Raw genomic sequence first — 24,241 nt, forward strand, 5'->3', positions numbered from 1 at the left:
GTGCAGCGGTTCATTGCGTGGCGGTTCGTTGTGCAGCGGTTCGTTGTGCGGCACGAGGCGCTACCTTTCCGCGTCAGGCATGACCATGTCAGAAAGCGCTTGCTGTGGCACCCTAGGTCAGCCCGGTGGAGGCGTCCAGATCCTGGACCGGCATCCCGTGCGGGGGCTTGCGGAAGGACGCGGAGCAGAAAAACCCGATGCCCCGACCCCGCCCCGTTCCCTAAACTCGCCCCACAACGCGCACCGCACACCTCCGCGGCGCGCCCCGTGACCATCGAGGGGAGCCCAGCCATGCGTTACCGCACCGCTGTTGTTGTTCCCCCGTCGCGGTACGAGGTGATCCTCGTGTCTTCGGGTGTCCGGTGTCGGCTGCGCGGCCGGGACCGGATTGCCCTGACGAACGCCTGAACTCCGCTCGCCCCTCGCCCCACTTCACCCCGCCTCGCATGCGCATCCGCTCGCGGTTGCGATCGAGGTCGCGGGTTCGGGCGTGCCCATGGGACATGACGCGTAGGTCATGGCCCGTTCGTCCGGGAATTGCGCCGACCCCTTCTGGAACATCCCGAAAGGCCACGGGCCGTGCGTACCGAACCCCACCGAAATCCCGTCAACCCACTCGCCGCCGTCCGCAATCTGGGCATCCTCGCCCACGTGGACGCCGGGAAGACCACCGTCACCGAGCGGATCCTGTATGTCACCGGGACAACGCACAAGCGGGGCGAGGTCCATGACGGCACGACCGTCACGGACTTCGACTCGCAGGAGCGGGACCGCGGGATCACCATCTTCGCCGCGGCCGTGAGTTGTGGCTGGGACGGGCATCGGATCAACCTCATCGACACTCCGGGACACGTCGACTTCTCCGACGAGGTCGCGCGTTCGCTTCGGGTGCTCGACGGCGCGATCGCGGTGTTCGACGCCGTCGCGGGGGTCGAGCCGCAGAGCGAGTCCGTGTGGCGCCAGGCCGACCGGTACGGGGTCCCTCGCATCGCCTTCGTCAACAAGCTGGACCGGGCCGGCGCCGACCTCGACGCGGCGGTCGAGTCGATCCGGCAGCGGCTGCACCCGGCCCCGCTGGTCGTGCAGTTGCCGATCGGCGCCGAGGACGGGTTCTGCGGGGTCGTCGATCTGCTGCGTATGCGGGCGCTGGTCTGGGCCGACGGCCGTGACTCGGTCGAGGAGATGCCCGTACCCGATGCGCTGGTGGACGAGGCCCGGCGGCGGCGTCGGGTGCTGGAAGAGGCCGTTGCCGAACTCCATCCCGGCGCGCTGGAGGAGTTCTGCGCGGAGTCCGCCGTCTCCGCGCGGACCCTCGAAGGCGCCCTGCGCGACCTGACCCGTACCGGTGACGGCGTGGTCGTGCTGTGCGGCTCGGCCTACCGCAACCGGGGCATCGAGCCGCTGCTGGACGCCGTGGTGGCCTACCTGCCCTCGCCGTTGGACGTACCCGCCGTGCGCGGTGTCCGAGTCCGTGACCGGGACGGCGGGGAGGAGCAGCGGGCCGCCGACCCCGCGGCGCCGTTCGCGGCACTGGCGTTCAAGGTGAACGCCACCGCCACCGGGCGGCTGACCTATCTGCGTGTGTACTCAGGAACGATCCGGAAGGGAGAGGCCGTGACCGTATGGGACTCCGGCGCGCCACGCACCGAGCGGATCGGGCGGATCCTGCGCGTCCAGGCCGACCGGCATGCCCAGTTGGACCTGGCGGTGGCCGGGGACATCGTCGCGGTCGTCGGCCTGAAGACCGCCCGCGCCGGTGCGACCGTGTGCGCGCCCGGGGCTCCGCTGGTCCTCGAACCGCCGACCACCGCCGAACCGGTCGTCTCCGTGGCGGTCGAGGCCTGTGCCCGCACGGACACGGACCGCCTGGTGTCGGCGTTGACACGGCTGGTCGAGGAGGACCCCTCGCTGGTCGTCCGGACCGACCCCGAAACCGGGCAGACACTGCTGTCCGGCATGGGCGAACTGCATCTGGAGGTGGCGGTGGAGAAGATCCGGCGCGCTCACGGACTGGACGTCCGGGTCGGCCGGCCCAGGGTGGCGTACCGGGAGACGGTCGTACGTGGCGTCACCGGACACGTCCACCGGCACGTCAAACAGGACGGTGGCGCGGGGCAGTTCGCGCATGTCGTCCTCGACGTGGAACCGCTGCCGGACGCCTCGGACGCGGCCGGTGACAGTGCGACGGGCTTCGAGTTCCGGTCGGTCGTCGTCGGCGGACGCGTACCGCAGGAGTACGTGCGGGCGGTGGAGGCCGGTTGCCGGGACGCGCTGGGTGAAGGGCCGCTCGGCGGTCATCCGGTGACCGGGCTGCGGGTGGTCCTGAGCGATGGCGCGACCCATTCGAAGGACTCTTCGGAGATGGCGTTCCGGACGGCCGGACGGCAGGCGCTCCGGGAGGCGTTGCGCGCCTGCGCGATGGTCCTCCTGGAACCGGTGGTCGAGGTCACCGTCACCGTGCCCGAGGACTCCGTCGGCGGAGTGCTCGGCGACCTGGCCGCACGGCGCGGACGGGTCACCGACTCAACCACGCGCGGGGGAGCGGGAGTTGGCACGGGAGCGGGCACGGCGGTCATCACCGCCACCGTGCCCCTGGCTGAGCTGTTCGGCTACGCGACCCGGCTGCGCAGCCGGACGCAGGGCCGGGGAGTCTTCACCACCCGGCCCACGGGCTACGCCCCGGCTCCGGCCTCGGCGTCGGCAGCGGCTCCGGCCTAGGCATCGGCTTCGGCATCGGCATCGAGCCTGGCGTCCGGCGGGACACAGGCCCGATAGCCGGAGCTGAGGTCCGGTCCCGCCCGCAGTGACGGTCCTGCCCGTACGGGGGCGGGACCGTCACTCCGCCGGACCCGCCGGACCCGCCGGACCCGCCGGACCCGTCGGGGGCACTGGGCGTACCGGCGTCCCCTCAGCGCAACGCCTCGCGCAGCAACCTGGCGTTCTTCACCGTCAGGCTCGATCCCTTGCGGTCGGCCACCGCCGTGACCTCGGGGATCTCTCCCTTGGCCCCGCAGCGCGAAGCGCACTCGACGGCGAGGGCGAGCATGGCCGCCGCGCCCCGGACCGGGGTCTCGCCCAGCAGGCCGGGCGGGGCGGCTCTACACACCGCAGCAGCCCGAGAAGGACTCCATCCGCAGGCGGTCTCCGTCGGCCGTCACCACCGGGTCCAGCGAGGCGGACGCCGCCGGCTGGTAGTAGCGGGTGGCCGCCACATCGGCGACCGTCAGCAACGCCGCCGCGGCGGCGGCCGGCGCGGTCAGGAACCCGTGGAAGAACCGCGGGTTGGCGACCTCGCCGGCCGGGGTCGCGCCGCCCGAGGTCTCCAGCGCGAGGGTGCGTCCGGCCGCGGACTCGCTCACGGCCGAGGGCTGTAAGTAGGTGTACGAATGTATGAGTGATGTCACGCGGCCACGCCAGGACCGGCCACCGACAAGGGCGGTCGCGCCACCGCGGAGCACCGGTTCGTGGCCTCCGCCACGGGCCGGGGAGCGGACGGCGGTCCCGCCGCTGCCGACCGGCCACATCTCACCCGGCTGCCCCTCCCACGTCCGCTCGACTCGTGCGGCACACCCTAGAAGAGGCAGTCCGACGCCTCGGCGCCTCCCGGGAACGCTTGCCCGCTCGTCCATGAACGCTTGCCCCGCTTGTCCATCGACGAGGGTCGGATGTCGCGCACTCACGGTCGTGACAGGATTCGTCGCTTTTCTGTGAGGCTCGCTGTTGCGGCCGTGCAGTCGCAAAGCTGTGACTAGACTCGCGCCCCATGCGTAGCGCCAGCCTCATCCGGCAGTGGAAGACGACATCCCCTCGCGCATCGCGCGCCGACGTCCACGGCTGGAGAAGAACGACCCGGCACACGGATCCCCGAGGCGGCCGGACGCGTCTCGACCTGCCCGGGGAACCCGCCGAACACGCCACGCACGAGCCGTACTTCATAGCCGCCGAGAGGGGGGACGACGGCCCGTGAAGGCTCGGCACAAGCAGTCCCGCGACCCGCGCGCACACTGGCTGTTACTGATTCTCGTCCTGCCCGCGATGTTCGCGGCCCTGCTCTTCGAGGGCTGGACCACCCACGAGGTGGACGCCGCGACGACGCGGTCCGCCTGCACCTCACCCGCACCCGACGCCGTGGCCGGCGGTGGTCCCGTGGTGGGGATCAACGGCAACGGGATACAGACCGCCTCGATGCCCGCCCGTACCGTCGCGCTCACCTTCGACGGCGGCCCCGACCCCGTGTGGACCCCGCGCCTGCTCGACCTGCTGCGACAGAACCGGGCGCGCGCCACCTTCTTCCTCTTCGGCTCGCAGGCGGCCCGCCATCCGGACCTGGTGCGGCGCATCCGCGCCGAGGGGCACGAGATCGGTTCCAACACCTACACCGGGGGCGCCCTCGGTGAGGCGTCGTCCGTCCGCTTCTCCGCCGAACTGGACCTGACCCAGGCCGCGTTGGCGGGCACCACCGGCATCCGCACCAATCTGCTGCGGATGCCGCGGACCACCTCGCCCGACACGCTCTGTGGCCGCGAGTGGACCGCCGCGCGGCGGGCCGCCGCCCAGGGGTACGTCCTGGTCGCCGCCGACAAGGGGTCCCGGAAACCGGCTCAGGGCCTGGTCCGGCAGTTCAGCCAGACGGAGACCGCCTACCGGGAGACGGAGAAGCTCCTCAAGAACCCGGGCGTCGACCGCTTCACCACCGTCTCGGCCGGCCTGAGGCTGACCCCGTACGAGCCGGTCTCGGCCGTCGAACGATGGCGCGGCACCGCCCTCGTCTGGGCCACCACCCTCGGGCGCGCGTTCTCGAACGCGATGACCTGGACGCTCGGCATCGCGGGGGCTCTGGGGGTGCTGCGGATGGCGGCGCTCGTCTTCTTCGCCCGGGCGCATGTCCGCCGGCTCGAACGCTCCCGGCCCGGCGCGCCCTGGCTGCGGGAGGTCACCGAACCGGTGTCCGTGCTCGTGCCCGCCTACAACGAAGAGGCAGGGATCGAGTCCACCGTCCGCTCCCTGCTCGCGTCCGACTACCCGCAGCTGCAGATCATCGTGATCGACGACGGCTCGACGGACCGCACGGCGGAGCTCGCCGAAGGCGTCGGCGACCCGCGCGTCCTGGTGGTCCGCCAGCCCAACGCCGGCAAGGCCGCAGCCCTCAACACCGGTCTGGCGCACACGAGTCACGACATCGTGATCATGGTCGACGCCGACACCGTCTTCGAACCGGACGCCATCCACCACCTCGTCCAGCCGCTCGCGCACCCGGCTGTGGGCGCGGTCAGCGGCAACACCAAGGTCGGCAACCGGCGGGGCCTGCTCGCCAAGTGGCAGCACCTGGAGTACTGCTTCGGCTTCAACCTCGACCGCCGGATGTTCGAGGTGCTGGAGTGCATGACCACCGTCCCCGGCGCCATCGGGGCGTTCCGCCGGGACGCGATCCTGGGCGTGGGCGGGGTCAGCGACGACACCCTCGCCGAGGACACCGACCTCACGATGGCCCTGTGGCGGGCGGGCTGGCGCGTGCTCTACGAGGAGTCCGCCATCGCCTGGACCGAAGTGCCCACCTCGCTGCGGCAGTTGTGGCGGCAGCGCTACCGCTGGTGCTTCGGCACCATCCAGTCGATGTGGAAACACCGCGGTGCCGTCCTGGAGATGGGCGTCGCCGGACGCTTCGGCCGCCGCGGACTCACCTACCTCGCGCTCAACCAGGTCGCCCTCCCGTTGCTCGGGCCGGTCATCGACGTGTTCGCCCTGTACGGCGTGCTGTTCCTCGACCCACTGAGTTCGGCCGGAGTGTGGTTCGGCTTCATGGCCATCCAACTGCTCTGCGCCGGTTACGCGTTGAAGCTCGACGGGGAGCGCGTACGCACCTTGTGGTGGATGCCGTTCCAACTGGTCGTCTACCGGCAGCTCATGTACCTGGTCGTCATCCAGTCCGTGGTCGCCCTGCTCCTCGGCAGCCGGCTGAAGTGGCAGCGCATGAAGCGTTCGGGCACGGCCGCTGAACAGATCGAGGGTCCCTCGCCGTATAAGAGCGTGCCGACGAGATGACCCCATGTGATGAGGGACTGGACAGGCCGATGAGCGAAGGGACCGACCTGCCGGTGGGCTACGACCGGAGCGGTGGTGCGGCTCAGCCGCCCAGCGGAGTGACGGGCCGGGTGGCACGCGGGAACGCGTCCCCGCCCTCGACACGTACGGCACCACTGCCGGGCATGCCCTCACCCGCCACCCCGGGCCGCACCGGCCACGGCCGCCGGCCACCGGGGGAAGCGGGAAGCGGCAGGTCCCCCAAGCCGCCCCCCAGCCGGCGCCGCAAGGTCACACGCCTCGCGGTCCTCCTGGTCGTCGCGCTGGTCGCCTCGGCCGCCGGTACGTACGTGTGGGCCGACACCAAGCTCGACCAGGAGGTCGACCTCGGCGCGCTGCCGGACCGCCCGGCGGGGGGAAAGGGCACCAACTACCTGATCGTGGGCTCCGACAGCCGCGCCGGTCTCTCCGAGCAGGCCAGGAAGAGTCTGCGCACCGGCTCCGCCGAGGGCCGCCGCACCGACTCGATGATCCTGCTGCACACCGGCGCGAACGGCACCACGATGATGAGCCTGCCGCGCGACTCGTGGGTGACGGTCCCGCCGTACGTACGCCCCGACACCGGCAAGAGCTTCTCCGCCGAGCCGAACAAACTGAACGCCGCGTTCTCGCTGGGCGGCCCCGACCTGCTCGTACGGGCCGTGGAACGCAACACCGGGCTGCACATCGACCACTACGCGGAGATCGGCTTCGCGGGTTTCGTCGGGGTGGTGGACTCGGTCGGCGGTGTGGACATGTGCCTGGAGCGGGCCGTCAAGGACGAGAAGTCCGGGGCGGACCTGCCCAAGGGCTGCCAGACCCTCGACGGCGCCGAGGCGCTGGCGTTCGTCCGGCAGCGCAAGCAGGAGGCCGAGGGCGACCTGGGCCGTACCCGCAACCAGCAGAAGTTCCTGACCGCGCTCGCCAAGAAGGCGGTCACCCCGGGCACGCTCCTCAACCCGACCAGGTCCTTCCCGACACTCGGCGCGGGCCTCGACACGCTCGTGGTCGACAAGGACACGGGCCTGCGGGACCTCATGTCGCTGTTCCAGGCGATGCAGAGCGTCTCGGCGGGCAACGGCAGGCAGATCAACGTGCCCGTCTCCGACCCCGGTTTCGCCACCTCCAAGGGCAGCGCCGTGAAGTGGGACGACCGCCGGGCGCAGCAGCTCTTCGCGGAACTGCGGGACGACCGGCCGGTGACGCTCCCGTCGGGGAAGTGACGCTCCCGCCCGGGAAGTGGGTCTGCCCGGCCGGGACGCCTCGGAACGGCTGACCTCGGTGGGTCAGACCGGCTGCGCGGAGGAGTGCAGCGCCGCCGGGGTGAGGTCCGGGTCCCGCGTCTCGCGGGTGTGCGGGAAGTTGGCCGCCCGGTGCTGGAACGAGAGGATCTTCGGATTCATCACGACGCCGTCGCGGATCTCGATGGCCTTGCTGATCGTGGCGTCCGCGTCCCATTCCGCGGGGCCGCTCATCACCTTGCGCAGATAGGGGAGGAGCGCCTCACTGATCTCCCACGTGGCCGAGTTCCACAGGTGGGACGGGCTGTGGTCCACCCCGTAGTAGTGGCAGCCGGGGCCGACCGTGGGCATCGGATCGCCGAAGGTGGTCGGGCGGGCCCAGGTGAAGCCCATGCCCTCGTCGCAGGCGACGTCGATGAAGAAGGTCCCCGGCTTGAAGAGGGCGAGCTCCTTGTCGGTGACGAACGTCAGCGGTGCGTCGGTGTCCTGCCGGATGCAGTTGACGATGATGTCGAAGCCGGCCAGGTACTCCGCGAGCGGTACGGGGCCGAGCCCGGTGAGCGCCTGCAGACGCGAGGGATCGTCCGGCCGCTCCTCGAAGTGGCCCATCACGACGGACGGCATCGGCGAGGCCACCGCCGCCGCGGCGCGCTGGGTGAGCACCGTGACGTCGGAGACGCCCATGGCGCCCAGACCCGTGACCGCTCCGCGTGCCGTGGCGCCGAAGCTGAGGACCACCGCGCGCATACGGCGTCCGTAGCTGCCGGTCAGCCCGCCGAGCTGCAGGGCGTGCAGCACCGAGCAGTAGCCCGCGAGCTCGTTGTTCTTGTGGAAGACATGGACACTGAAGGCGCCCGTGGACGTCCAGTGGTTCATGGCCTCCCAGGCGATGAGGGTCAGCTGGCGGTCGATGCCGAGCTGGGTCATCTTCTCGTCCTGTACGCAGTGCGGCCATCCCCACAGCACCTGGCCCTGACGCAGCGCGGCCACGTCGTCGTGCATGGGCTTGGGCAGCAGCAGGACGTCGCACTCGTCGAGGAGCTCCTCGCGGGAGCGCAGGCCCGCCACCTGCGACCGCAGCGCATCGTCCGCGACGCCGAACCGTTCGCCGTAGCCCTGTTCGAGGAAGATCTTCTCGCGTACGTCGGGTGCGATCCGGCCGAGGTGGGCCGGGTGCAGGGGGAGGCGGAACTCGTTTTCCTTGTGGGAGGAGGCGAGTACTCCGAGACTCAGCAGGCTCATGCGCTTCCTCATCATCATTTCGTTCGTGTCATGGCGTTCGCGCCAGGTCGTTCTCGTGGTGCTCGTGCTTCTCGTCGTGCTGCGTGCTGCGTGCTGCGTGCTGCGTGCTGCGTGCTGCGTGCCGCGTGCGGCCGTCCGGTCTCCGGTCGGTCAGGAGGCGGCGGGCCGGTGCGCGCGGACGCGCTCGGTCAGCGGGAGCGGTGTCTCGTTGAGACCGTTCACCGACCCGCACGCCATGCGCGCGCACGTCCCGTGGCAGGCGAGCAGCTGCTTGTCGTCGCGGTGGGAGACCACCACCGCCTCCGGATCGGGCGCGTTGCGGTAGTCGGTACCGCAGATCAGACAGGCCAGCCCGGCGAGCATCTCGGCGGTCGGCTCGGGACGGCCGCGGCGGTGGCCGGAGATCGAGTCCTGTGAATACATGTGTCCGCATCCTCTTGATCGGTTCAGAGCCGTGCGCGGGATGCCGGGACGCGACGGAGGCATCCCGGTGGGCAGGAAGTTCGCTACCGCGCTGCGCGGGAACGGATACGGAAGGCGGCGAGACGGTACGAGCCAGAAGGCATGTGCGGCCCATTTCCGGCCGGATCCGAGGTGCGCCGGCCTGTGCCGTTCCCCGAGGGCGACGCCGAAACGGATGACGGCATGCGAGGTGCGCTCGGTGCTGCCAACCGTACTCCCCTCCGGACCCGCCACGTGCCGCATCGCACAGCCCGGGAACGTTGCCGACATCCCGGACGTTGTAGGGAACGGTTGTAGTTGAAGTTTGCGAACGTGGAAGCGCCCGCGGAGTTCCGGCAGCGGGCGTTTCGTCGTTTCGGGGGTTTTCTTCGACGGCTGACGACCAACAGCCCGGGATCGCGCGAGCGAGCGCGCGACCGCCCGACCGGCTCGTCATCTCGAAGGAGACAACACATGGCTCAAGGCACCGTGAAGTGGTTCAACGCGGAGAAGGGTTTCGGCTTCATCACCTCCGATGAGGGCGGCGCCGACATCTTCGTGCACCACTCGGCGATCGACACCGAGGGTTTCCGCTCCCTGGCGGAGAACCAGCGGGTGGAGTTCACCGCAAGCCAGGGCCCCAAGGGCATGCAGGCCGACCAGGTACGCGCCCTCTGAGGACATCTCGCAAGGACAGGCCCGCACAGCGGGCCTGTCCTGTGCTGCACCCGCCCGTATCCGTCCACACCCGTTCCCGCACCAGGCCGCATCGTTCTGCGTCCATCAGCTTCCGTACGGGCTTTCCGCGTTCGGCGCCCTGCCCCCGCGTCGGTGGTACCGGCCCGCGCATCCCGAAAGGAAAGCCGTGAGCACTGATTTCATCAACCGGGGCACCGATCCGACGGCCCAGCACGCCGAGACGACAAAACCCCCGCCCGGCACCCGGGGCAGCGACTACGCCGCGCTGTCCCGTGAGGTGAAGCAGCGCGGGCTGCTGAAGCGCCGCCGTGGCTACTACAGCGTCAAGGTCGGCGCGAACCTGCTTCTGCTGGCCGCCGGCTGGACCGCGTTCGCCCTGATCGGGCCCTCGTGGTGGCAGCTGCTGACCGCCGCCTTCCTCGCGGTGATGTTCACCCAGACCGGGTTCATCGGGCACGACGCCGGACACCACCAGATCGCGTCCTCCAAGCGCGTCAACACCCTGCTCGGCCGCCTCCACGTCGATCTGCTGATCGGCCTCAGCTACGGCTGGTGGATCGCCAAGCACAACCGGCACCACTCCCACCCCAACCACGTCGGCCGCGACCCCGACATCGCCGAGGGTGCGATCGCCTTCACCGAGGACCACGCCCGCGTCCGCAGCGGGGCGTACGCATGGCTCGCCCGTCACCAGGCCTGGCTCTTCTTCCCGATGCTGCTCCTGGAAGGGTTCGCCCTGCACGTGGCCGGTGTACAGGCGCTGTTCGACCGCACCGGGACCCCGCGCAAGACAAGGCTCGCCGAGGCCGGCCTGCTGGCGGCGCATGTCGGCGGCTATCTCGCCGCCCTGTTCTTGGTCCTGTCCCCGCTCCAGGCCGTGGTCTTCCTCCTTGTGCACCAAGGGCTCTTCGGGCTCTACATGGGGTGCTCGTTCGCCCCGAACCACAAGGGCATGCCCATGTTCGCCAAGGACGACAAAATTGACTTCCTGCGCCGGCAGGTGCTGACCTCACGGAACATCCGGGGGCGCCGGTTCACGGACTTCGCGCTCGGCGGGCTCAACTACCAGATCGAGCACCACCTGTTCCCGTCCATGCCGCGCCCCAGCCTGCGCCACGCCCAGGAACTCGTGCGCACGTACTGCGCCCGGCACGGCATCGCATACCACGAGACCGGCCTGCTCGACTCCTACGGCCAGGTGCTGCGCCACCTCCACGACGTCGCCGGGCCGCTGCGCCTGCGCCCCGAGCTGGAGTACTGACCGGGTCGGTAGGAACCGGGTCAGCGGGACGCGCGTACGCCGTCCAGTGCGACGGACAGGACCCGGTCGCGCTGGGCGTCGTCGTCGAAGGCCGTCGCGGTGATGCCCGCGACCATGCGCAGCAGGTCGACGAAGTCCATGTCCGTGCGTGCCGCGCCGGCCCGCTGGGCCCGTTCGAACAGCGGGCCGCCGGCCGCGTACATCGACTCGCGGCAGGCGGTGAAGATCTCCGACTCGTCGTTGAGTGCCTCCCGGACGGCCCGCTTGGTCACCATGTAGTCGGCGAACCGGTCGAGCCAGGTCGTCAGCGCCTCCCACGGCTCCAGGTCGGCGACCTCCTCGGCGACCCGGCACAGGGCGTTGACCTCGTCCGCGTAGACGCTCTCGAAGAGGTGCCTGCGGGTGGGGAAGTTCCGGTACAGCGTGCCGATGCCGACGCCCGCGCGACGGGCGACGTCCTCAAGTGAGGCCTCCGCGCCGTGCTCCGTGAACGCCTCGCGGGCGGCCGTGAGCAGGGCGTCGTAGTTGCGCGCCGCGTCCTTCCGGTGCGGTCGCCGGGACGCGACGATCTCGCTGACGGGGAACGACTGGGCGGTCACTGCTGCCTCCCGGGGCGGGACGAGGTTGAAGCGGAGGGGTGCCTCCGCTACAGTGGAGGGGTACCTCCACTTTAGCAGTGCGGGGTGCGTACGGCGTGGACGCGTGCGGCCGCACGCATCGACGACGCGACGCCACCCGCACATTCGGGCGGGCCCCCGGGCCACCCCGCATACGGACGGGCCCCGGGCCCGTACGGGTGCAGGTCCTGCGCCGGAGCGCATCGCCCGTCCCCTGACACTTTCCGCGACCTTCCCCCGGCTCTCGGCCGAGCCCGAATCCGGGGGGACCGCCACCCCGCGACCGTCGCCGTGCCCTGTGCTGCCCCCGGGCAGGCGCAGGGCTCGTACGGCCGCGGTCCGAGGCTCTCGGCCGCAACCAGTTCGGAGAGGCTCTTCATGCCCCGCAAGTCCACCCGCCTCACCTTCGCGGTCCTCGCGACCGGTGCGGGCGTGTTCTCCATGCTCCAGTCGCTGATCGCGCCGGCCCTGCCGACCGTCCAGCACGCACTGGGCACCTCCCAGTCCACCGCGACCTGGGTGATGACGGCGTACCTGCTGTCCGCCTCGGTCTTCACGCCGATCCTCGGCCGGGTCGGCGACCTGATCGGCAAGAAGCGCACCCTCGTCGCCGTTCTGGTGGCCGTGCTGCTCGGGTGTCTGCTCGCCGCGCTCGCCCCGACCATCGGCGTACTGATCGTCGCCCGGGTCGTCCAGGGCATCGGCGGCGCGCTGTTCCCGCTGTCCTTCGGCATCATCCGGGACGAGTTCGCCGCGAACCGGGTGAGCCCCAGCATCAGCAACCTGTCCGCCGTGATCGCCGCGGGCGGCGGTGTCGGCATGGTCGCGGCCGGTCCCGTCGTGTCCGCGCTCGGCTACCGCTGGCTCTTCTGGCTCCCCGTCGGCATCGTCGCGGTCACCACGCTGATCGCCCTCCGGTACGTCCCGGAGTCGCCCCGCCGTGCCGAGGGCCGCGTCAACTGGCTCGGCGCAGTCCTGCTGTCGGCATGGCTGGTGGCGCTGCTGCTGCCGCTCAGCCAGGCGGGCCAGTGGGGCTGGGGCTCCGCCCGGGTGATCGGACTGTTCGCCGCGGCCGTGGTGCTCTTCGCGCTGTGGCTGCTGACCGAGTCGCGGTCCCGCTTCCCGCTGATCGACCTGAAGGTCATGCGGCTGCCCGCCGTGTGGACCACCAACACCGCAGCGCTGCTGTTCGGCGCCGGCATGTACTCGATCTGGTCCTTCCTGCCCGGCTTCGTCCAGACGCCTACCTCCGCCGGGTACGGATTCGGCGCGAGCGTCACCGCGTCCGGACTGCTCATGCTGCCGATGCTGATCGCGATGTTCGTCTCGGGCATCCTCAGTGGCCGTCTTGAGCCGGTACTCGGAGCGAAGAAGCTGCTCACCACCGGTGCCGCACTCGGCGCGGTCGCCTGCGGCTTCCTCGCCCTCTGGCACGACGAGCAGTGGCAGATCGCCTTCGTGTCGGGCGTCTTCGGCCTCGGCATCGGTCTCGCCTTCGCCTCGATGGCCAACCTGATCGTGGGCAGCGTCCCGGCCGAGCAGACCGGCGCCGCGACCGGCATGAACGCCAACATCCGCACCATCGGCGGATCCATCGGCGCCGCCGTGACCAGCGTCCTGGTGACCGGCCACCTGCAGCCCTCGGGTCTGCCGTACGCCTCCGGCTACACCCACGGATTCACCCTGCTCGCCCTGCTCTGCCTCGCCGCGGCCCTGGCCGCACTCCTCGTCCCGGTCCAGCGCGCGAACCGTATGTCCCGCGCGCCCCGGGCTGCCGCCGCCAACGACCACGAGATGTCGCGTACGGACCAGGAGACCGTCACACCCGGCGTACGCGGCTGACGTGATCGCGGACCGCCGCACCGGCCGCCGCCCGGACCCTCACCAGGGCCCGGGCGGCGGCCGTCACTGCTCGTCGACGGCCTGGTGCTCGTCGGCGCCGGTCGGCTTCCGGCTCTCGCCGGAGGAGGTCGCCGTCAGACTCCCGAGTATGGCGAGCAGTTCGGCGTCCCGGCTGCCCGGTTCGGCGTGGAAGACCTTGAGGATCAGGCCGTCCGTGCCGTTGATGGCCAGCTTGTTGGACTGCAGGTCGAGGTCGCCGACCTTCGGATGGCGCAGCCGCATGACGCGCGCGTGCTTGGGCCGCACGTCGTGACGGCCCCACAGACGACGGAAACGCTCACTGCGTACGGACAGTTCGCCCACGAGTTCCACCAGGCGGGGATCGTCGACGTCGGGTCCGACGTTGGCCCGCAGGGCGGCGACCCCCGCCTCGGTCAGTTCCTCCCAGTCCCGGCGCAGTTCCCGTTCGGCCTCGTCGAGAAGGATGGCCCTCAGGATGTTGACGCCGGGGGAGTGGGTCGGGGACAGGGCCGTCGCCAGTGCGTTGGCCGCGAGCACATCGGTGAACCTGTTCTCGACGTACGCGGGATTGCTCGGCCATCCGTCGATGAGCTGGAGGATGCCGGGCGGCACGGGCTCGGGCTTTCGTGCGGCCGGTCCACGGTCTGTGGAGCGGCGCGACTGACGCGCCTGGGACGGGCGCGCCTGGGTCAGGCCGATCAGGTGCGCGGTGGCGGGCGCGTCCAGGTCCAGCACGTCGGCCAGGGCTTCGAGGACCTGGAGCGACGGGTTGCGGTCGCGGCCCTGCTCAAGGCGCAGGTAGTAGTCGGCGCTGATCCCGGCCAGCATCGCGACCTCCTCGCGCCGCAGTCCCGGCACGCGCCGCAGACCGCCGTGGCGGATCCCGGCGTCCTCGGGCCGTATCAGCGCGCGACGGGCCCGCAGGAACTCTCCGAGGGCGTTCGTTGCGTCCATGACTCAACCGTAGGTCCGTCCCGGCGCCGGTGACTGCCCCTGTCACTACCAGGAACAGCGGGGTACTGCCGACCGCCGTCGACCAGGCGCAGAGTCGGCATCGGCAGAGGACGAATCAGTCCACTCGGATCAAGACGAACCCGTCTCCCCACAAACACACGCAGAACAGCCATGGATACGCAGTGAAAGGCACACCATGACGGACGCAACCGGCACCGTTTCCGGCGGAACCCTGACCCTGGCGGACGATCTGACGATCACCCGCATGGGATACGGAGCCATGCAGCTGGCGGGCCCCAACGTCTTCGGGCCGCCCAAGGACCGGGACGAGGCCGTCGCGGTCCTGCGGGAGGCCGTCGAGCGGGGCATCACCCACATCGACACCAGCGACTTCTACGGGCCCGTCGTCGTCAACGAGATCATCAAGGAGGCTCTTCACCCCTACCCCGCCGACCTGCGCATCGTCACCAAGGTCGGCGCCCGCCGCGGCGACGACGGCAGCTGGATCCTGTCGCGGGACCCCGAGGACCTCAAGGCCCAGGTCCACGAGAACCTCCAGCACCTCGGAGTGGACGCCCTCGACGTGGTGAACCTGCGCGTCGGCTCCAACGACGGGGGAACGGACGAGGAGCCGCTGAGCGAGCAGTTCGGCGCCCTGGCCGACCTGCGGAAGGAGGGCCTGATCCGCCACCTCGGCGTCAGTGCCGTCTCAGACGCCCAGCTGACCGAGGCCCAGGCCATCGCCCCGGTCGTCACGGTGCAGAACCTCTACAACCTGGCCAACCGCCACGACGACGCCCTCGTCGAGCGGTGCGCGGCGGAGAACATCGCGTTCGCCGCGTTCTTCCCGCTCGGCGGCTTCAGTCCGCTCCAGTCGCAGACGCTGACCGACGTGGCCGCCCGCCTGGACGCCTCGCCCCAGCAGGTGGCCCTGGCCTGGCTGCTCCAGCGCTCCGCGACCACGGTTCTGATCCCGGGTACGTCTTCGCGGGCCCACCTGCGCGACAACATCGCGGCGGCGGAACTGGTCCTGCCGGCCCACGAGATCGCGGAACTGGACAAGATAGGCCGCTGATTCACCACCTAAGGGGCGCGGGGAACTGCGCGCCCAGCCTCCACCGACCCGCAGCTGAGGTATGCCTTCACTGCGGGTTGTGTGTGGCTGGGCGCGCAGTTCCCCGCGCCCCTCAGGTGTGGGCCCTGCCCCTACGGGGCGCCCACACCCGCGGTCTCCCGGTGAAGGAGCTCCACCTCGACCGCCGCCACCTCGCGCCCGGCGGAGCCCCTCGTGCGCCACAGCCAAGCGATGTCCCGCCCGAACGACCACGTCAGCAGGCCGAGGGCGAGGGCGACGACGCCGAACGTGGGGGCGTACGGGAGGATCCCCGAGCCCGCGAGCAGCAGCAGGACGCCCTGGAGGGCGGCCACCGTCTTGCGGCCGGTGCTCGGCGGGAGGGCGTTGTTCAGCCACGGCAGGAACCTGGCCGCCGCCACGAAGGCGTAGCGCATGCCGCCGATCAGCAGGGCCCAGAGGCCCACGGTCGTGGAGACGTACACGCTGAGCACCAGGATGAGGAACGCGTCGACCTCCATGTCGAACCGCGCGCCCAGCGCGGAGGAGGAACCCGTCCGGCGGGCGACCTTGCCGTCGACCGCGTCGAGGATCAGGGCGACCGCGGTGAGGGCGACGAGGACCGTCACGGGCGGCGGGCTCTGGAAGGAGTCCGCGACGAGCGCGGTCACTCCGCCGACAAGGGTGGCCCGGCCCAGGGTCACGCGGTTCGCTGGTCCGAAGGAACGTGGCCGCGTGCGATGCAGGGCGCGTGAGAGCACCGCCCACGTCGCGAGCGCGAACGCCAGTCCCGTCAGCCAGCCGGCGGGCCCCATGCCGAGCGCCGTGCCGAGCACGGTGAGCAACAGAAGCTGCACACCTGCTCCCACGGCCGTCTCCTGCTGCAAGAGCCTCGCGTCGTACGTGTTGTTCAGGGCCACCGCACATCCTCCGGCCAGGTGACAGAGTCGATCAATGCCGCGTACCTTGTGCGCGGCTTCGCAAAGGTCGGTACGTGGCTCGCCGCCCGATCGTTCAGCTGATTTGCTCAGCCCATTCACATGGACCACCCAGGAGGATGCCGAATGGACCGCTCCGCCCGCGCCTTCTGGCTCCGCTCTCCCGGCCTCGGTGAGATCCGGGACGCCCAACTGCCCGAACCCGCCGAGGGCGAGGTCGTGGTGCGAACACTTTTCTCAGGGGTGAGCCGCGGAACCGAGACGCTCGTCTTCCGCGGAGGCGTGCCGGAGAGCCAGCACGCCTCCATGCGGGCGCCCTTCCAGGAGGGCGACTTCCCCGGCCCGGTCAAGTACGGCTACCTGAACGTAGGAGTGGTGGAGGCGGGACCGACGGACCTCCTCGGGCGGACCGTCTTCTCCCTCTATCCGCACCAGACCCGGTTCGTCGTCCCGGCGAGCGCCGTGACGCCCGTGCCCGAGACCGTGCCCGCCTCGCGCGCCGTGCTCGCCGGAACCGTGGAGACCGCGGTCAACGCCCTGTGGGACGCGGCACCGTTGATCGGCGACCGGATCACCGTGGTCGGCGCCGGCATGGTCGGCGCGAGCGTCGCCGCGCTCCTGGCCCGGTTTCCCGCGGCCCGGGTCCAACTCGTCGACGCCAACCCGGCGCGCGCCGACATCGCGCAGGCCCTCGGCGTCGACTTCGCACTCCCGGCGGACGCGGCAGGCGACCGTGACCTGGTCGTCCATGCCAGCGCCACCGAGGCCGGGCTCGCCCGCTCGCTGGAACTCCTCGCCCCGGAGGGCACCGTCCTCGAACTGAGCTGGTACGGCGACCGGAAGGTCAGCCTGCCGCTCGGCGAGGCGTTCCACTCCCGCCGCCTGGTCATACGCAGCAGCCAGGTCGGAACCGTCTCCCCGGCCAGGAGCGCCCGCCGCACCTACGCCGACCGCCTCGCCATCGCCCTCGACCTGCTCGCCGACCCGGCACTCGACGCCCTGATCACGGGCGAATGCGCCTTCGAGGACCTGCCGGAGGCGATGGCGGAACTCGCCGCGGGACACACGACAGCGCTGTGCCACCTCGTGCGGTACGACACCACTCCCGCCCCGGATCACGACACGCGACCCGTCGGGCCCACCGGCCACCCCGAAGACACCCCGTAGTCACCTGGTGTCCATCGGGTGACCAAGTCCTCACACCGGTAACCAAGTTCGCACTACACGTCTCTCTGGCCCGGCTGTCCTGGGCACCATTGTCCGAAACTCCGAGCCGAACCCCCTGAACACGGAGAACGGACCGGCCGTACTACACGGCACGCCCCGGCAGAGGGGTCAGACGCGCCGCACCTGGAGGGTCGTCCGTTGTTCAGCATCACCGTCCGCGATCACCTGATGATCGCCCACAGCTTCCGCGGAGAGGTCTTCGGACCCGCGCAGCGCCTGCACGGAGCGACGTTCCTCGTGGACGCCACGTTCCGCCGCGCCGAGCTGGACGACGACAACATCGTCGTCGACATCGGACTGGCCACCAGGGAACTCGGGGAGGTGGTGGCCGAGATGAACTACCGGAACCTCGACAACGAGCCGGTGTTCGCCGACACCAACACCTCGACGGAGTTCCTGGCCAAGGTCGTCGCCGACCGCCTCGCCGAGCGAGTGGAGAAGGGCGCGCTGGGCGAGGGCGCCCGCGGCCTGGCCGGCATCACCGTCACCCTGCACGAGTCGCACATCGCCTGGGCGAGTTACGAGCGTGCCCTGTGAGCCACAACGCCGACATCATCCCCATGTCCCTGCGCGCCATGCACTTCGTGATGCCCGGCGCGGTCAACGACCCGACCATGCCGAGCGGCGGCAACGTCTACGACGCCCGGGTCAGCCTCGACCTCCCCGGCTTCGGCTGGCAGGTCCACAAGCACGCCATCGACGGCAGCTGGCCCCAGCCCGAGGCCCCGGCCCGCGCCGAACTGGCCCGCACCCTAGCGGACCTGGCCGACGACACCGTCGTACTCCTCGACGGCATCGTCGCCTGCGCGGTCCCCGAGATCGTCATCCCGGAGGCCGAACGCCTGCGGCTGGTCGTCCTCGTGCACCTGCCGCTCGGCGACGAGACGGGACTCACGCCCGCGCTGGCCGCGGACCTCGACGCCCGGGAACGCCGCACGCTGCGGTCCGTGCCCGCCGTCGTCGCCACCAGCGAGTGGGCGGCCCGCAGGCTCGTCGCCCACCACGGCCTCGCGCCCGACCGGGTCCATGTCGCCGCGCCCGGCGCCGACATCGCACCACTGGCCTCCGGTACCGACGGCGTCTCGCGACTGCTGTGCGTCGCCTCGGTCACCCCGCGCAAGGGACAGCACCGACTGGTCGAGGCCCTCGCCGCGGTCACCGACCTGCCCTGGACCTGCGTCCTCGTCGGCGGCCTCGACCACGACCCCGAGTACGTGGCCGGGTTGCGGGCCCTGATCGACCAGCACGGCCTCGGCGACCGGCTCCAGCTGGCCGGCCCCCGGTCCGGCGCCGCGCTCGACGCGAGCTACGCCTCCGCCGACCTCATGGTCCTCACCTCGTACGCCGAGACGTACGGCATGGCCGTCACCGAGGCGCTCGCCCGCGGTATCCCCGTGCTGGCCACGGACGTCGGCGGACTCCCCGAGGCGGTCGGCCGCGCCCCCGACGGCGGGGTGCCCGGGCTGCTCGTACCGCCGGAGAACCCCGCGGCCCTCGCGGCCGAACTGCGCGGCTGGTTCGGCGAGGCCGACGTACGCCGACGCCTGAAGGCCGCCGCGCGCGCCCGCCGGGCCTCCCTCGGAGGCTGGGCCGCCACGGCCCGGAGTCTGTCTGGTGTCCTGGGGCGACTGAAGAGCGAGGCAAGGATCGGGGCGGCATGAGCAGTACGAGCACGACGCCGGCCGGGACTCCGGGGCACGGCACGACGACGGCCGAACCGGGCCTCGACGAGGAGACGACCACCGCCTCGCTGGGACGTGGTGAGGGGACGCACACGGCAGGGCGGGGACGCGACGCGATGACGACGACCGAGACCGAAGCAGTGGTGCCCGGCCAGGGGCGGGACAGTCAGGGACGGGACACAGGAACGATTCGGCTCGGGGACCGCACCCGCGGTGAGGCCACCGACGACACGACCCGCTACGCCCCCGAGTGGCTGGAACTGCGCGAGCCCGTCGACGCGGCCGCCCGGGCGGCCGAGCTCCTCGACCCGCTGCGGATCCGGCTCGCGAACCTGCCGGGGCGTGGCGGGCTCGTCATCCACGACCTGGGCTGCGGCACCGGCTCCATGGGCCGCTGGCTCGCGCCCAGGCTCGACGGGCCCCAGCACTGGGTGCTGCACGACCGCGACCCGTATCTGCTGCACTTCGCCGCCGTCGGGTCGCCCCGGTCGGCCGCCGACGGCAGCCGCGTCACCGTGGAGACACAGCGCGGCGACGTCGCCCGGCTGACCGCGGACGCCCTGGCCGGCGCCTCGCTGGTGACGGCCTCCGCGCTGCTGGACGTACTGACCCCGGACGAGATCGAGGCGCTGGCCGCGGCCTGCGCCGGAGCCGGCTGCCCCGCGCTCCTGACGCTCTCCGTGGTCGGCCGCGTCGAACTCACCCCGGCCCACCCGCTGGACGACGAGATCACCGCCGCGTTCAACGACCACCAGCGGCGCGGCGATCTGCTCGGCCCGGAATCGATCAACGCGGCCTGCGACGCCTTCGCCCGGCACGGCGCTACGGTCCGGGTGCACCCGAGCGCCTGGCGCCTCGGCCCGGACGAGTCCGCGCTGACCGCGGAGTGGCTGCGCGGCTGGGTCGGCGCGGCCGTCGAGCAGCGCCCGGAACTGGCCGCGCGCGCCGACGCCTACCTCAAGGAGCGCCTCGCGGCCTGCGAGGCGGGCGAGTTGAACGTGGTGGTGCACCACAGTGACCTGCTCGCACTGGCCCGCCCGACAGGGGGAGCCTGATGAGCACGCCGGCGATGGCGGACGAGGCACAGTCACTGGCCGCCCTGGACGACGAACTGTCGTCCGCGGTCCGTGACGGCGGTGCGGAGGAACAAGAGACCGGACGAGCACGCCTCGACGGTGAGGACGGCGGGGACAGGGGGGACGGCGAGACCGGTCCGGCCCGCGCCGACGCGGCCGCGGACACGCCCGCCGCGGGTCCGCGCAAGGTCCTGGCCCGCTTCGCGGGTCCCGTCCTGGCGCGCCTCGATTCCCGCGTCCTGCGCACCCACTTCGGCACCATCGCCGGCATCGTCATCCTCACCGTGCTCACCTGGCGGCTCGGCACCGGGGTCTTCCTGGACGGCCTGCGCCGGATCGACGGCCCGACACTCCTCGCGGCGCTCGGCATCGGCCTGCTCACCACCGTGTTCAGCGCCTGGCGCTGGTGCGTGGTGGCCCGCGGGATGAAGCTCAGGCTGCCGCTGGGCCCGGCGATCGCCGACTACTACCGCGCGCTGTTCCTCAACGCGGCCCTGCCGGGCGGCGTGCTCGGCGACGTGCACCGCGCGGTACGGCACGGACAGAGCGCCGGTGACGTCGGCCGCGGAGTGCGCGCGGTCGTCCTGGAACGGGTCGCGGGACAGGCGGTCCTGGCCGCCGTCGGCGTGACCGTGCTGCTCACCCAGCCCTCGCCGGTACTGACCGAGACCCGGCACCTCGCCGTGCTGCTGGTCGCCGTCTCGCTGTGCGGGGTCGTCACCGTGGGCGCGGTCCGCAGCAGGGGCCGGGCGCCGCGCGCGTCCCGCCGCTACCGGGCCGTGCGCGCCGCGCTCACCGAGGCGCGCGGGGCGCTGCTGGCCCGCGGGAGCTGGCCGGGCGTCCTGATCTCGTCGGTCGTGGTGCTCGCGGGACACGTCCTGATGTTCCTGCTCGCGGCCCGGGCGGCAGGCTCATCCGCGTCCGCCGCCGAGCTGGTGCCCCTGGCACTGCTCGCCCTGATCGCCATGGGGCTGCCGCTGAACGTCGGCGGCTGGGGACCCAGGGAGGGCGTCACCGCCTGGGCGTTCGGCGCGGCGGGCCTGGGCGCGACCCAGGGCCTGACCGTGGCCGTGGTCTACGGCGTGCTCAGCTTCGCCGCGAGCCTGCCCGGTGTCGCCGTACTGGTGGCGCGTTGGTACGCGGGGCTGCGGCGCCCGCAGGAGAGCGTGGCCGCCGAGCCGGGCCCGGACTCGCACCTGGAGTCACCGGAGCCCCGGATCCCGGCCCGCGCGGAAGGAAACGGGGACACTCAGTGCCGATCGACGACCGCAGGAAGCCCGGCCTCCGATGTCAGCAGCGAGAAGTACGCTCCGAAGGAGCCGGCCAGCGAGGCGAGGAGTTCCTTCCCCTTCTCGGCGGACGCCCTCGAAGGGCGGCCGATGACACCGGACTTGGTATAGGCAGACATGCCCAGCGTGAGCAGTTGCCGGCGGTCGTCGGCCTCGAAGTCCGAGGTCTCGTAACCCGGCCTGACCAATTCGGGATGCCTGTGCAGCAGAATGGAGGTCTCAATTTCCCCCGCGTGCATATCAGTGAGCAGCGAGGTCTCTATACCGGCCTGCTCCCGCGCCGTCTCCCAGTCCTCCGCGGCCGGGAAAAGCGCCATCCGGGCACCGGCGGCCGTGGATTCCTGCACGACATTGCCCAATACGTAATTGCCGCCATGTCCATTGACCACGACGAGGGTGTCCACACCCGACCGACGCAGCGAGTCGGCGATGTCCCGCACCACCGCATGGAGCGTCACGGAGGAAATGCTCACCGTTCCCGGCCAGGCCGCGTGTTCGTGCGAGCAGGAGATCGTCACCGGAGGAAGGAGGTGAACGGGGAATGCGGCAGCTACCTCTTGGGCTATCGCGCAGGCGACGAGCGTGTCCGTCGACAGCGGAAGATACGCACCGTGCTGCTCGAAGCTGCCCACGGGAAGCACGGCGACCTGCCGGGCAGCGCCGGCACCTCGTGCGCGTACGTCTTCCGTGGTGTCTGTCGGCAACTGCCCTGACACCGTGAGTCGTATTTCCGAACCGCCCGAATTGCCCATGTTCTCGCGACCTTTCGTCTCTGCTTAGGAACCAGAATCATGACAGAAATAGATGGCGTACTCGCCGGGAAAGCCCACTCCGCCGGTGTCGAGCGGGTCGTGAATGCCCCGCTGCCCACGGTGTACGGCGATTTCCAGGCCGTCGGCTACCTGGACCGTACCCGCGGAGACGAACAAGTGGCTCTGGTCTACGGTGACATCCAGAAAGACGGAATGCTCACCCGGCTGCACTCCGAGTGCCTGACGGGTGACGCGTTCGGATCCCGGCACTGCGAGTGCGGTCCCCAACTCTCCACCGCACTGCGGGAGATCGTGGCCGAGGGGCGCGGCATCCTCATCTATCTGCGGGGCCACGAGGGCCGCGGTATCGGCCTGCTCGCCAAGCTCCAGGCGATGAAACTCCAGGCGGAGGGCCTCGACACCGTCGAGGCGAACCTCGCGCTCGGGCTGCCCGTGGACGCCCGCGACTACGGCGTGGCCGCGGAGATCCTGCACGACCTCGACGTCCGTTCCGTGAGACTGCTGTCCAACAACCCGCGCAAGCGCGAGGCGTTGCTCCGCAACGGCATCAAGGTCGACGCGCAGGTCCCGCTGCTGATCCCGCCCTGCGAGGACAACATCACCTATCTGCGCACCAAGCGGGAGCGCCTGGACCACGACCTACCGCACCTGGACGCCGTGGTCGGTCACCGCGTCTGACCCGGTCGACCGGGCCCGCAGCAGGCCCCGCGCGCCGCGCGTCCCCAGTGGCGCGCGGCGGCCGGGGCAGCGGTGTGATCAGGACGAGTGTCACCCGGACGCCCCGACCGCGGTGACATCGGCGCGGACAGGGGAAGGGAAGAGGGATGACCGACGACGTCCTCCACCTCTCCCGCAACCAGGTGGCAGCGCTGCTCGACACCGACACCGCGATCCGGTCCCAGCGGGCCGCCTTCACGGCGCTGGGCGAGGGCACCGCCGAGCTGCCCGGCAAGATCATGCACCCGAGCGGGTTCGACGACAGTGTCGTGTTCGCGTACCTCGCGCGGCTGTCCGCGGACACCGGGCCCGTCGCCAAGATCGGCAGTGTCAACCCGGGCAACGCCGCCGCCGGGCTGCCGACGATCCACGCCGTGATCAACGCGCTCGACCCGGTCACCGGGCAACTCGTCGCCGTCATGGACGGCACGGCGGTGACCACCCTGCGCACCGCCGCGGCCAGTGCCGTGGCCTTCGACGCACTCGCCACCCCCGACAGCACCGAGCTGGGCCTGATCGGCTCCGGCACCCAGGCCCTCGCGCACGCACGCTCCGTCGCCCGGGTCCGGGACCTGCGAGCCGTACGGATCTGGAGCCCGAACCCGGACCGCAGAGCACGGGCGGCGCGGCTCCTCGCGGCCGAACTCGGCATTCCCGTCAAGGCCGTCGGCTCGGCGGAGGAAGCCGTCTCCGGACTGCCCATGGTCGCCGCCTGCACGCTCAGCAGCACGCCCGTCGTCCGGGGCGAGTGGCTCGCGCCGGGCTGCACGGTCGTCAGCGTCGGATCCTTCGAGCCCAGCCGCAGCGAGGTCGACACCGAGGTCGTACGGCGGGCCTCGGCCGTCGTCGTGGACGACCCCGAGACCGCGGCGGAACACGCCGGACCGGTCGTGGACGCGCTGCGCGCCGGAACGCTCACCCGCCAGGACCTGATCCCGCTCGGCGAGGTACTCACCGGCCGCCGCGAGGGACGTACGACCGGGCGGGACATCGTCTACTACAACAGCGTCGGCGTCGGTGTCCAGGACGCGGCCGCGGCCTGGGCGGTCATCGACGCCGCTCGCGAGCAGGGGGTGGGCTTGTGACCGG

21 protein-coding genes and 2 pseudogenes are annotated in these 24,241 nt (G+C 71.3%); 15 read left to right on the top strand and 8 right to left on the bottom strand.

Features of this window, described 5'->3' with window-relative positions:
• The first annotated feature begins 579 nt into the window (after positions 1-579).
• Positions 580-2,718 carry an elongation factor G gene (fusA, locus tag ACN20J_RS40715; protein WP_419667885.1) on the top strand — a complete coding sequence of 713 codons (2,139 nt, stop codon included), beginning with the start codon at positions 580-582 and terminating at the stop codon, positions 2,716-2,718.
• A gap of 190 nt (positions 2,719-2,908) precedes the next feature.
• On the opposite strand, the gene ACN20J_RS40720 is transcribed toward fusA, so the two are convergent.
• Positions 2,909-3,106 carry a hypothetical protein gene (locus ACN20J_RS40720; RefSeq protein WP_419667886.1) on the bottom strand — a complete coding sequence of 66 codons (198 nt, stop codon included), beginning with the start codon at positions 3,104-3,106 and terminating at the stop codon, positions 2,909-2,911.
• A pseudogene (locus tag ACN20J_RS40725) lies at positions 3,102-3,392 on the bottom strand (SWIM zinc finger family protein); the annotation flags it as partial. The gene ACN20J_RS40720 and the pseudogene ACN20J_RS40725, both read right to left, overlap by 5 nt.
• A gap of 371 nt (positions 3,393-3,763) precedes the next feature.
• Here ACN20J_RS40725 and ACN20J_RS40730 point away from each other — a divergent pair.
• The 3 genes from ACN20J_RS40730 (at position 3,764) to ACN20J_RS40740 (ending at position 7,283) form a co-directional block, all read left to right on the top strand.
• Positions 3,764-3,967 carry a hypothetical protein gene (locus ACN20J_RS40730; protein WP_419667887.1) on the top strand — a complete coding sequence of 68 codons (204 nt, stop codon included), beginning with the start codon at positions 3,764-3,766 and terminating at the stop codon, positions 3,965-3,967.
• A 68-nt stretch (positions 3,968-4,035) separates the two neighbouring features.
• On the top strand, positions 4,036-6,042 hold the full coding sequence (locus ACN20J_RS40735; RefSeq protein WP_190227641.1) for a glycosyltransferase: 2,007 nt from the start codon (positions 4,036-4,038) through the stop codon (positions 6,040-6,042).
• 29 nt (positions 6,043-6,071) lie between these two features.
• Complete coding sequence (locus tag ACN20J_RS40740) at positions 6,072-7,283, top strand: LCP family protein (protein WP_190227293.1); 1,212 nt, start codon at positions 6,072-6,074, stop codon at positions 7,281-7,283.
• 63 nt (positions 7,284-7,346) lie between these two features.
• Here the strand turns inward: ACN20J_RS40740 and ACN20J_RS40745 are convergent, their stop codons facing one another.
• Entirely contained in the window at positions 7,347-8,543 is a 1,197-nt protein-coding gene (locus ACN20J_RS40745) for a N(5)-(carboxyethyl)ornithine synthase (protein ID WP_419667888.1), read from the bottom strand.
• Positions 8,544-8,693: 150 nt separating this feature from the next.
• Complete coding sequence (locus ACN20J_RS40750; protein WP_189839651.1) at positions 8,694-8,966, bottom strand: hypothetical protein; 273 nt, start codon at positions 8,964-8,966, stop codon at positions 8,694-8,696.
• Between the two features lie 492 nt (positions 8,967-9,458).
• Here ACN20J_RS40750 and ACN20J_RS40755 point away from each other — a divergent pair, with 492 nt between their 5' ends.
• Together ACN20J_RS40755 and ACN20J_RS40760 are read left to right on the top strand one after the other, a co-directional pair.
• Entirely contained in the window at positions 9,459-9,662 is a 204-nt protein-coding gene (locus ACN20J_RS40755) for a cold-shock protein (protein WP_143640829.1), read from the top strand.
• A gap of 187 nt (positions 9,663-9,849) precedes the next feature.
• Positions 9,850-10,944: a fatty acid desaturase family protein gene (locus tag ACN20J_RS40760; RefSeq protein WP_189839650.1), complete on the top strand. Its 1,095-nt coding sequence runs from the start codon at positions 9,850-9,852 to the stop codon at positions 10,942-10,944.
• 20 nt (positions 10,945-10,964) lie between these two features.
• Here the strand turns inward: ACN20J_RS40760 and ACN20J_RS40765 are convergent, their stop codons facing one another.
• Positions 10,965-11,543: a TetR/AcrR family transcriptional regulator gene (locus ACN20J_RS40765; protein WP_189839649.1), complete on the bottom strand. Its 579-nt coding sequence runs from the start codon at positions 11,541-11,543 to the stop codon at positions 10,965-10,967.
• Between the two features lie 396 nt (positions 11,544-11,939).
• On the opposite strand from ACN20J_RS40765, the gene ACN20J_RS40770 reads away from it, so the two are divergent.
• Positions 11,940-13,403, top strand: a complete 1,464-nt coding sequence (locus tag ACN20J_RS40770; protein WP_419667889.1) for an MFS transporter — start codon at positions 11,940-11,942, stop codon at positions 13,401-13,403.
• Between the two features lie 63 nt (positions 13,404-13,466).
• On the opposite strand, the gene ACN20J_RS40775 is transcribed toward ACN20J_RS40770, so the two are convergent.
• The gene (locus ACN20J_RS40775) at positions 13,467-14,378 is read right to left on the bottom strand and encodes a helix-turn-helix domain-containing protein (RefSeq protein ID WP_189839648.1); all 912 of its coding nucleotides are present in this window, start codon (positions 14,376-14,378) and stop codon (positions 13,467-13,469) included.
• A gap of 196 nt (positions 14,379-14,574) precedes the next feature.
• On the opposite strand from ACN20J_RS40775, the gene ACN20J_RS40780 reads away from it, so the two are divergent.
• Complete coding sequence (locus tag ACN20J_RS40780; RefSeq protein ID WP_419667890.1) at positions 14,575-15,453, top strand: oxidoreductase; 879 nt, start codon at positions 14,575-14,577, stop codon at positions 15,451-15,453.
• A gap of 131 nt (positions 15,454-15,584) precedes the next feature.
• Here ACN20J_RS40780 and ACN20J_RS40785 read toward each other — a convergent pair whose 3' ends face one another.
• A complete protein-coding gene (locus ACN20J_RS40785; protein ID WP_189839646.1) occupies positions 15,585-16,370 on the bottom strand; it encodes a CDP-alcohol phosphatidyltransferase family protein in 786 nt (261 codons plus the stop codon).
• 144 nt (positions 16,371-16,514) lie between these two features.
• Here ACN20J_RS40785 and ACN20J_RS40790 point away from each other — a divergent pair, with 144 nt between their 5' ends.
• The 5 genes and pseudogenes from ACN20J_RS40790 to ACN20J_RS40810 all read left to right on the top strand — a co-directional run.
• Positions 16,515-17,555 carry a zinc-dependent alcohol dehydrogenase gene (locus ACN20J_RS40790; protein ID WP_189839645.1) on the top strand — a complete coding sequence of 347 codons (1,041 nt, stop codon included), beginning with the start codon at positions 16,515-16,517 and terminating at the stop codon, positions 17,553-17,555.
• A 198-nt stretch (positions 17,556-17,753) separates the two neighbouring features.
• Entirely contained in the window at positions 17,754-18,152 is a 399-nt protein-coding gene (locus ACN20J_RS40795; RefSeq protein WP_055513514.1) for a 6-pyruvoyl trahydropterin synthase family protein, read from the top strand.
• Between the two features lie 23 nt (positions 18,153-18,175).
• Complete coding sequence (locus ACN20J_RS40800) at positions 18,176-19,276, top strand: glycosyltransferase family 4 protein (RefSeq protein ID WP_189839769.1); 1,101 nt, start codon at positions 18,176-18,178, stop codon at positions 19,274-19,276.
• Positions 19,273-20,352: a class I SAM-dependent methyltransferase gene (locus tag ACN20J_RS40805; protein WP_189839643.1), complete on the top strand. Its 1,080-nt coding sequence runs from the start codon at positions 19,273-19,275 to the stop codon at positions 20,350-20,352. The genes ACN20J_RS40800 and ACN20J_RS40805 overlap by 4 nt, the downstream gene beginning before the upstream one ends.
• A gap of 14 nt (positions 20,353-20,366) precedes the next feature.
• A pseudogene (locus ACN20J_RS40810) lies at positions 20,367-21,419 on the top strand (lysylphosphatidylglycerol synthase transmembrane domain-containing protein); the annotation flags it as partial.
• A 203-nt stretch (positions 21,420-21,622) separates the two neighbouring features.
• Here ACN20J_RS40810 and ACN20J_RS40815 read toward each other — a convergent pair.
• Positions 21,623-22,414 (bottom strand): creatininase family protein, encoded by a 792-nt coding sequence (locus tag ACN20J_RS40815; protein WP_107102442.1) that lies wholly within the window; start codon positions 22,412-22,414, stop codon positions 21,623-21,625.
• A gap of 39 nt (positions 22,415-22,453) precedes the next feature.
• Between ACN20J_RS40815 and ribA the strand changes: the two genes are divergently transcribed.
• Positions 22,454-23,113: a GTP cyclohydrolase II gene (gene ribA, locus ACN20J_RS40820; RefSeq protein WP_055613684.1), complete on the top strand. Its 660-nt coding sequence runs from the start codon at positions 22,454-22,456 to the stop codon at positions 23,111-23,113.
• A gap of 146 nt (positions 23,114-23,259) precedes the next feature.
• Entirely contained in the window at positions 23,260-24,237 is a 978-nt protein-coding gene (locus ACN20J_RS40825) for an ornithine cyclodeaminase family protein (RefSeq protein ID WP_419667891.1), read from the top strand.
• Positions 24,238-24,241: the final 4 nt, after the last annotated feature.

Source organism: Streptomyces sp. 2-1 (assembly GCF_048564895.1).
In the GTDB taxonomy this organism is placed as follows: domain Bacteria; phylum Actinomycetota; class Actinomycetes; order Streptomycetales; family Streptomycetaceae; genus Streptomyces; species Streptomyces phaeochromogenes.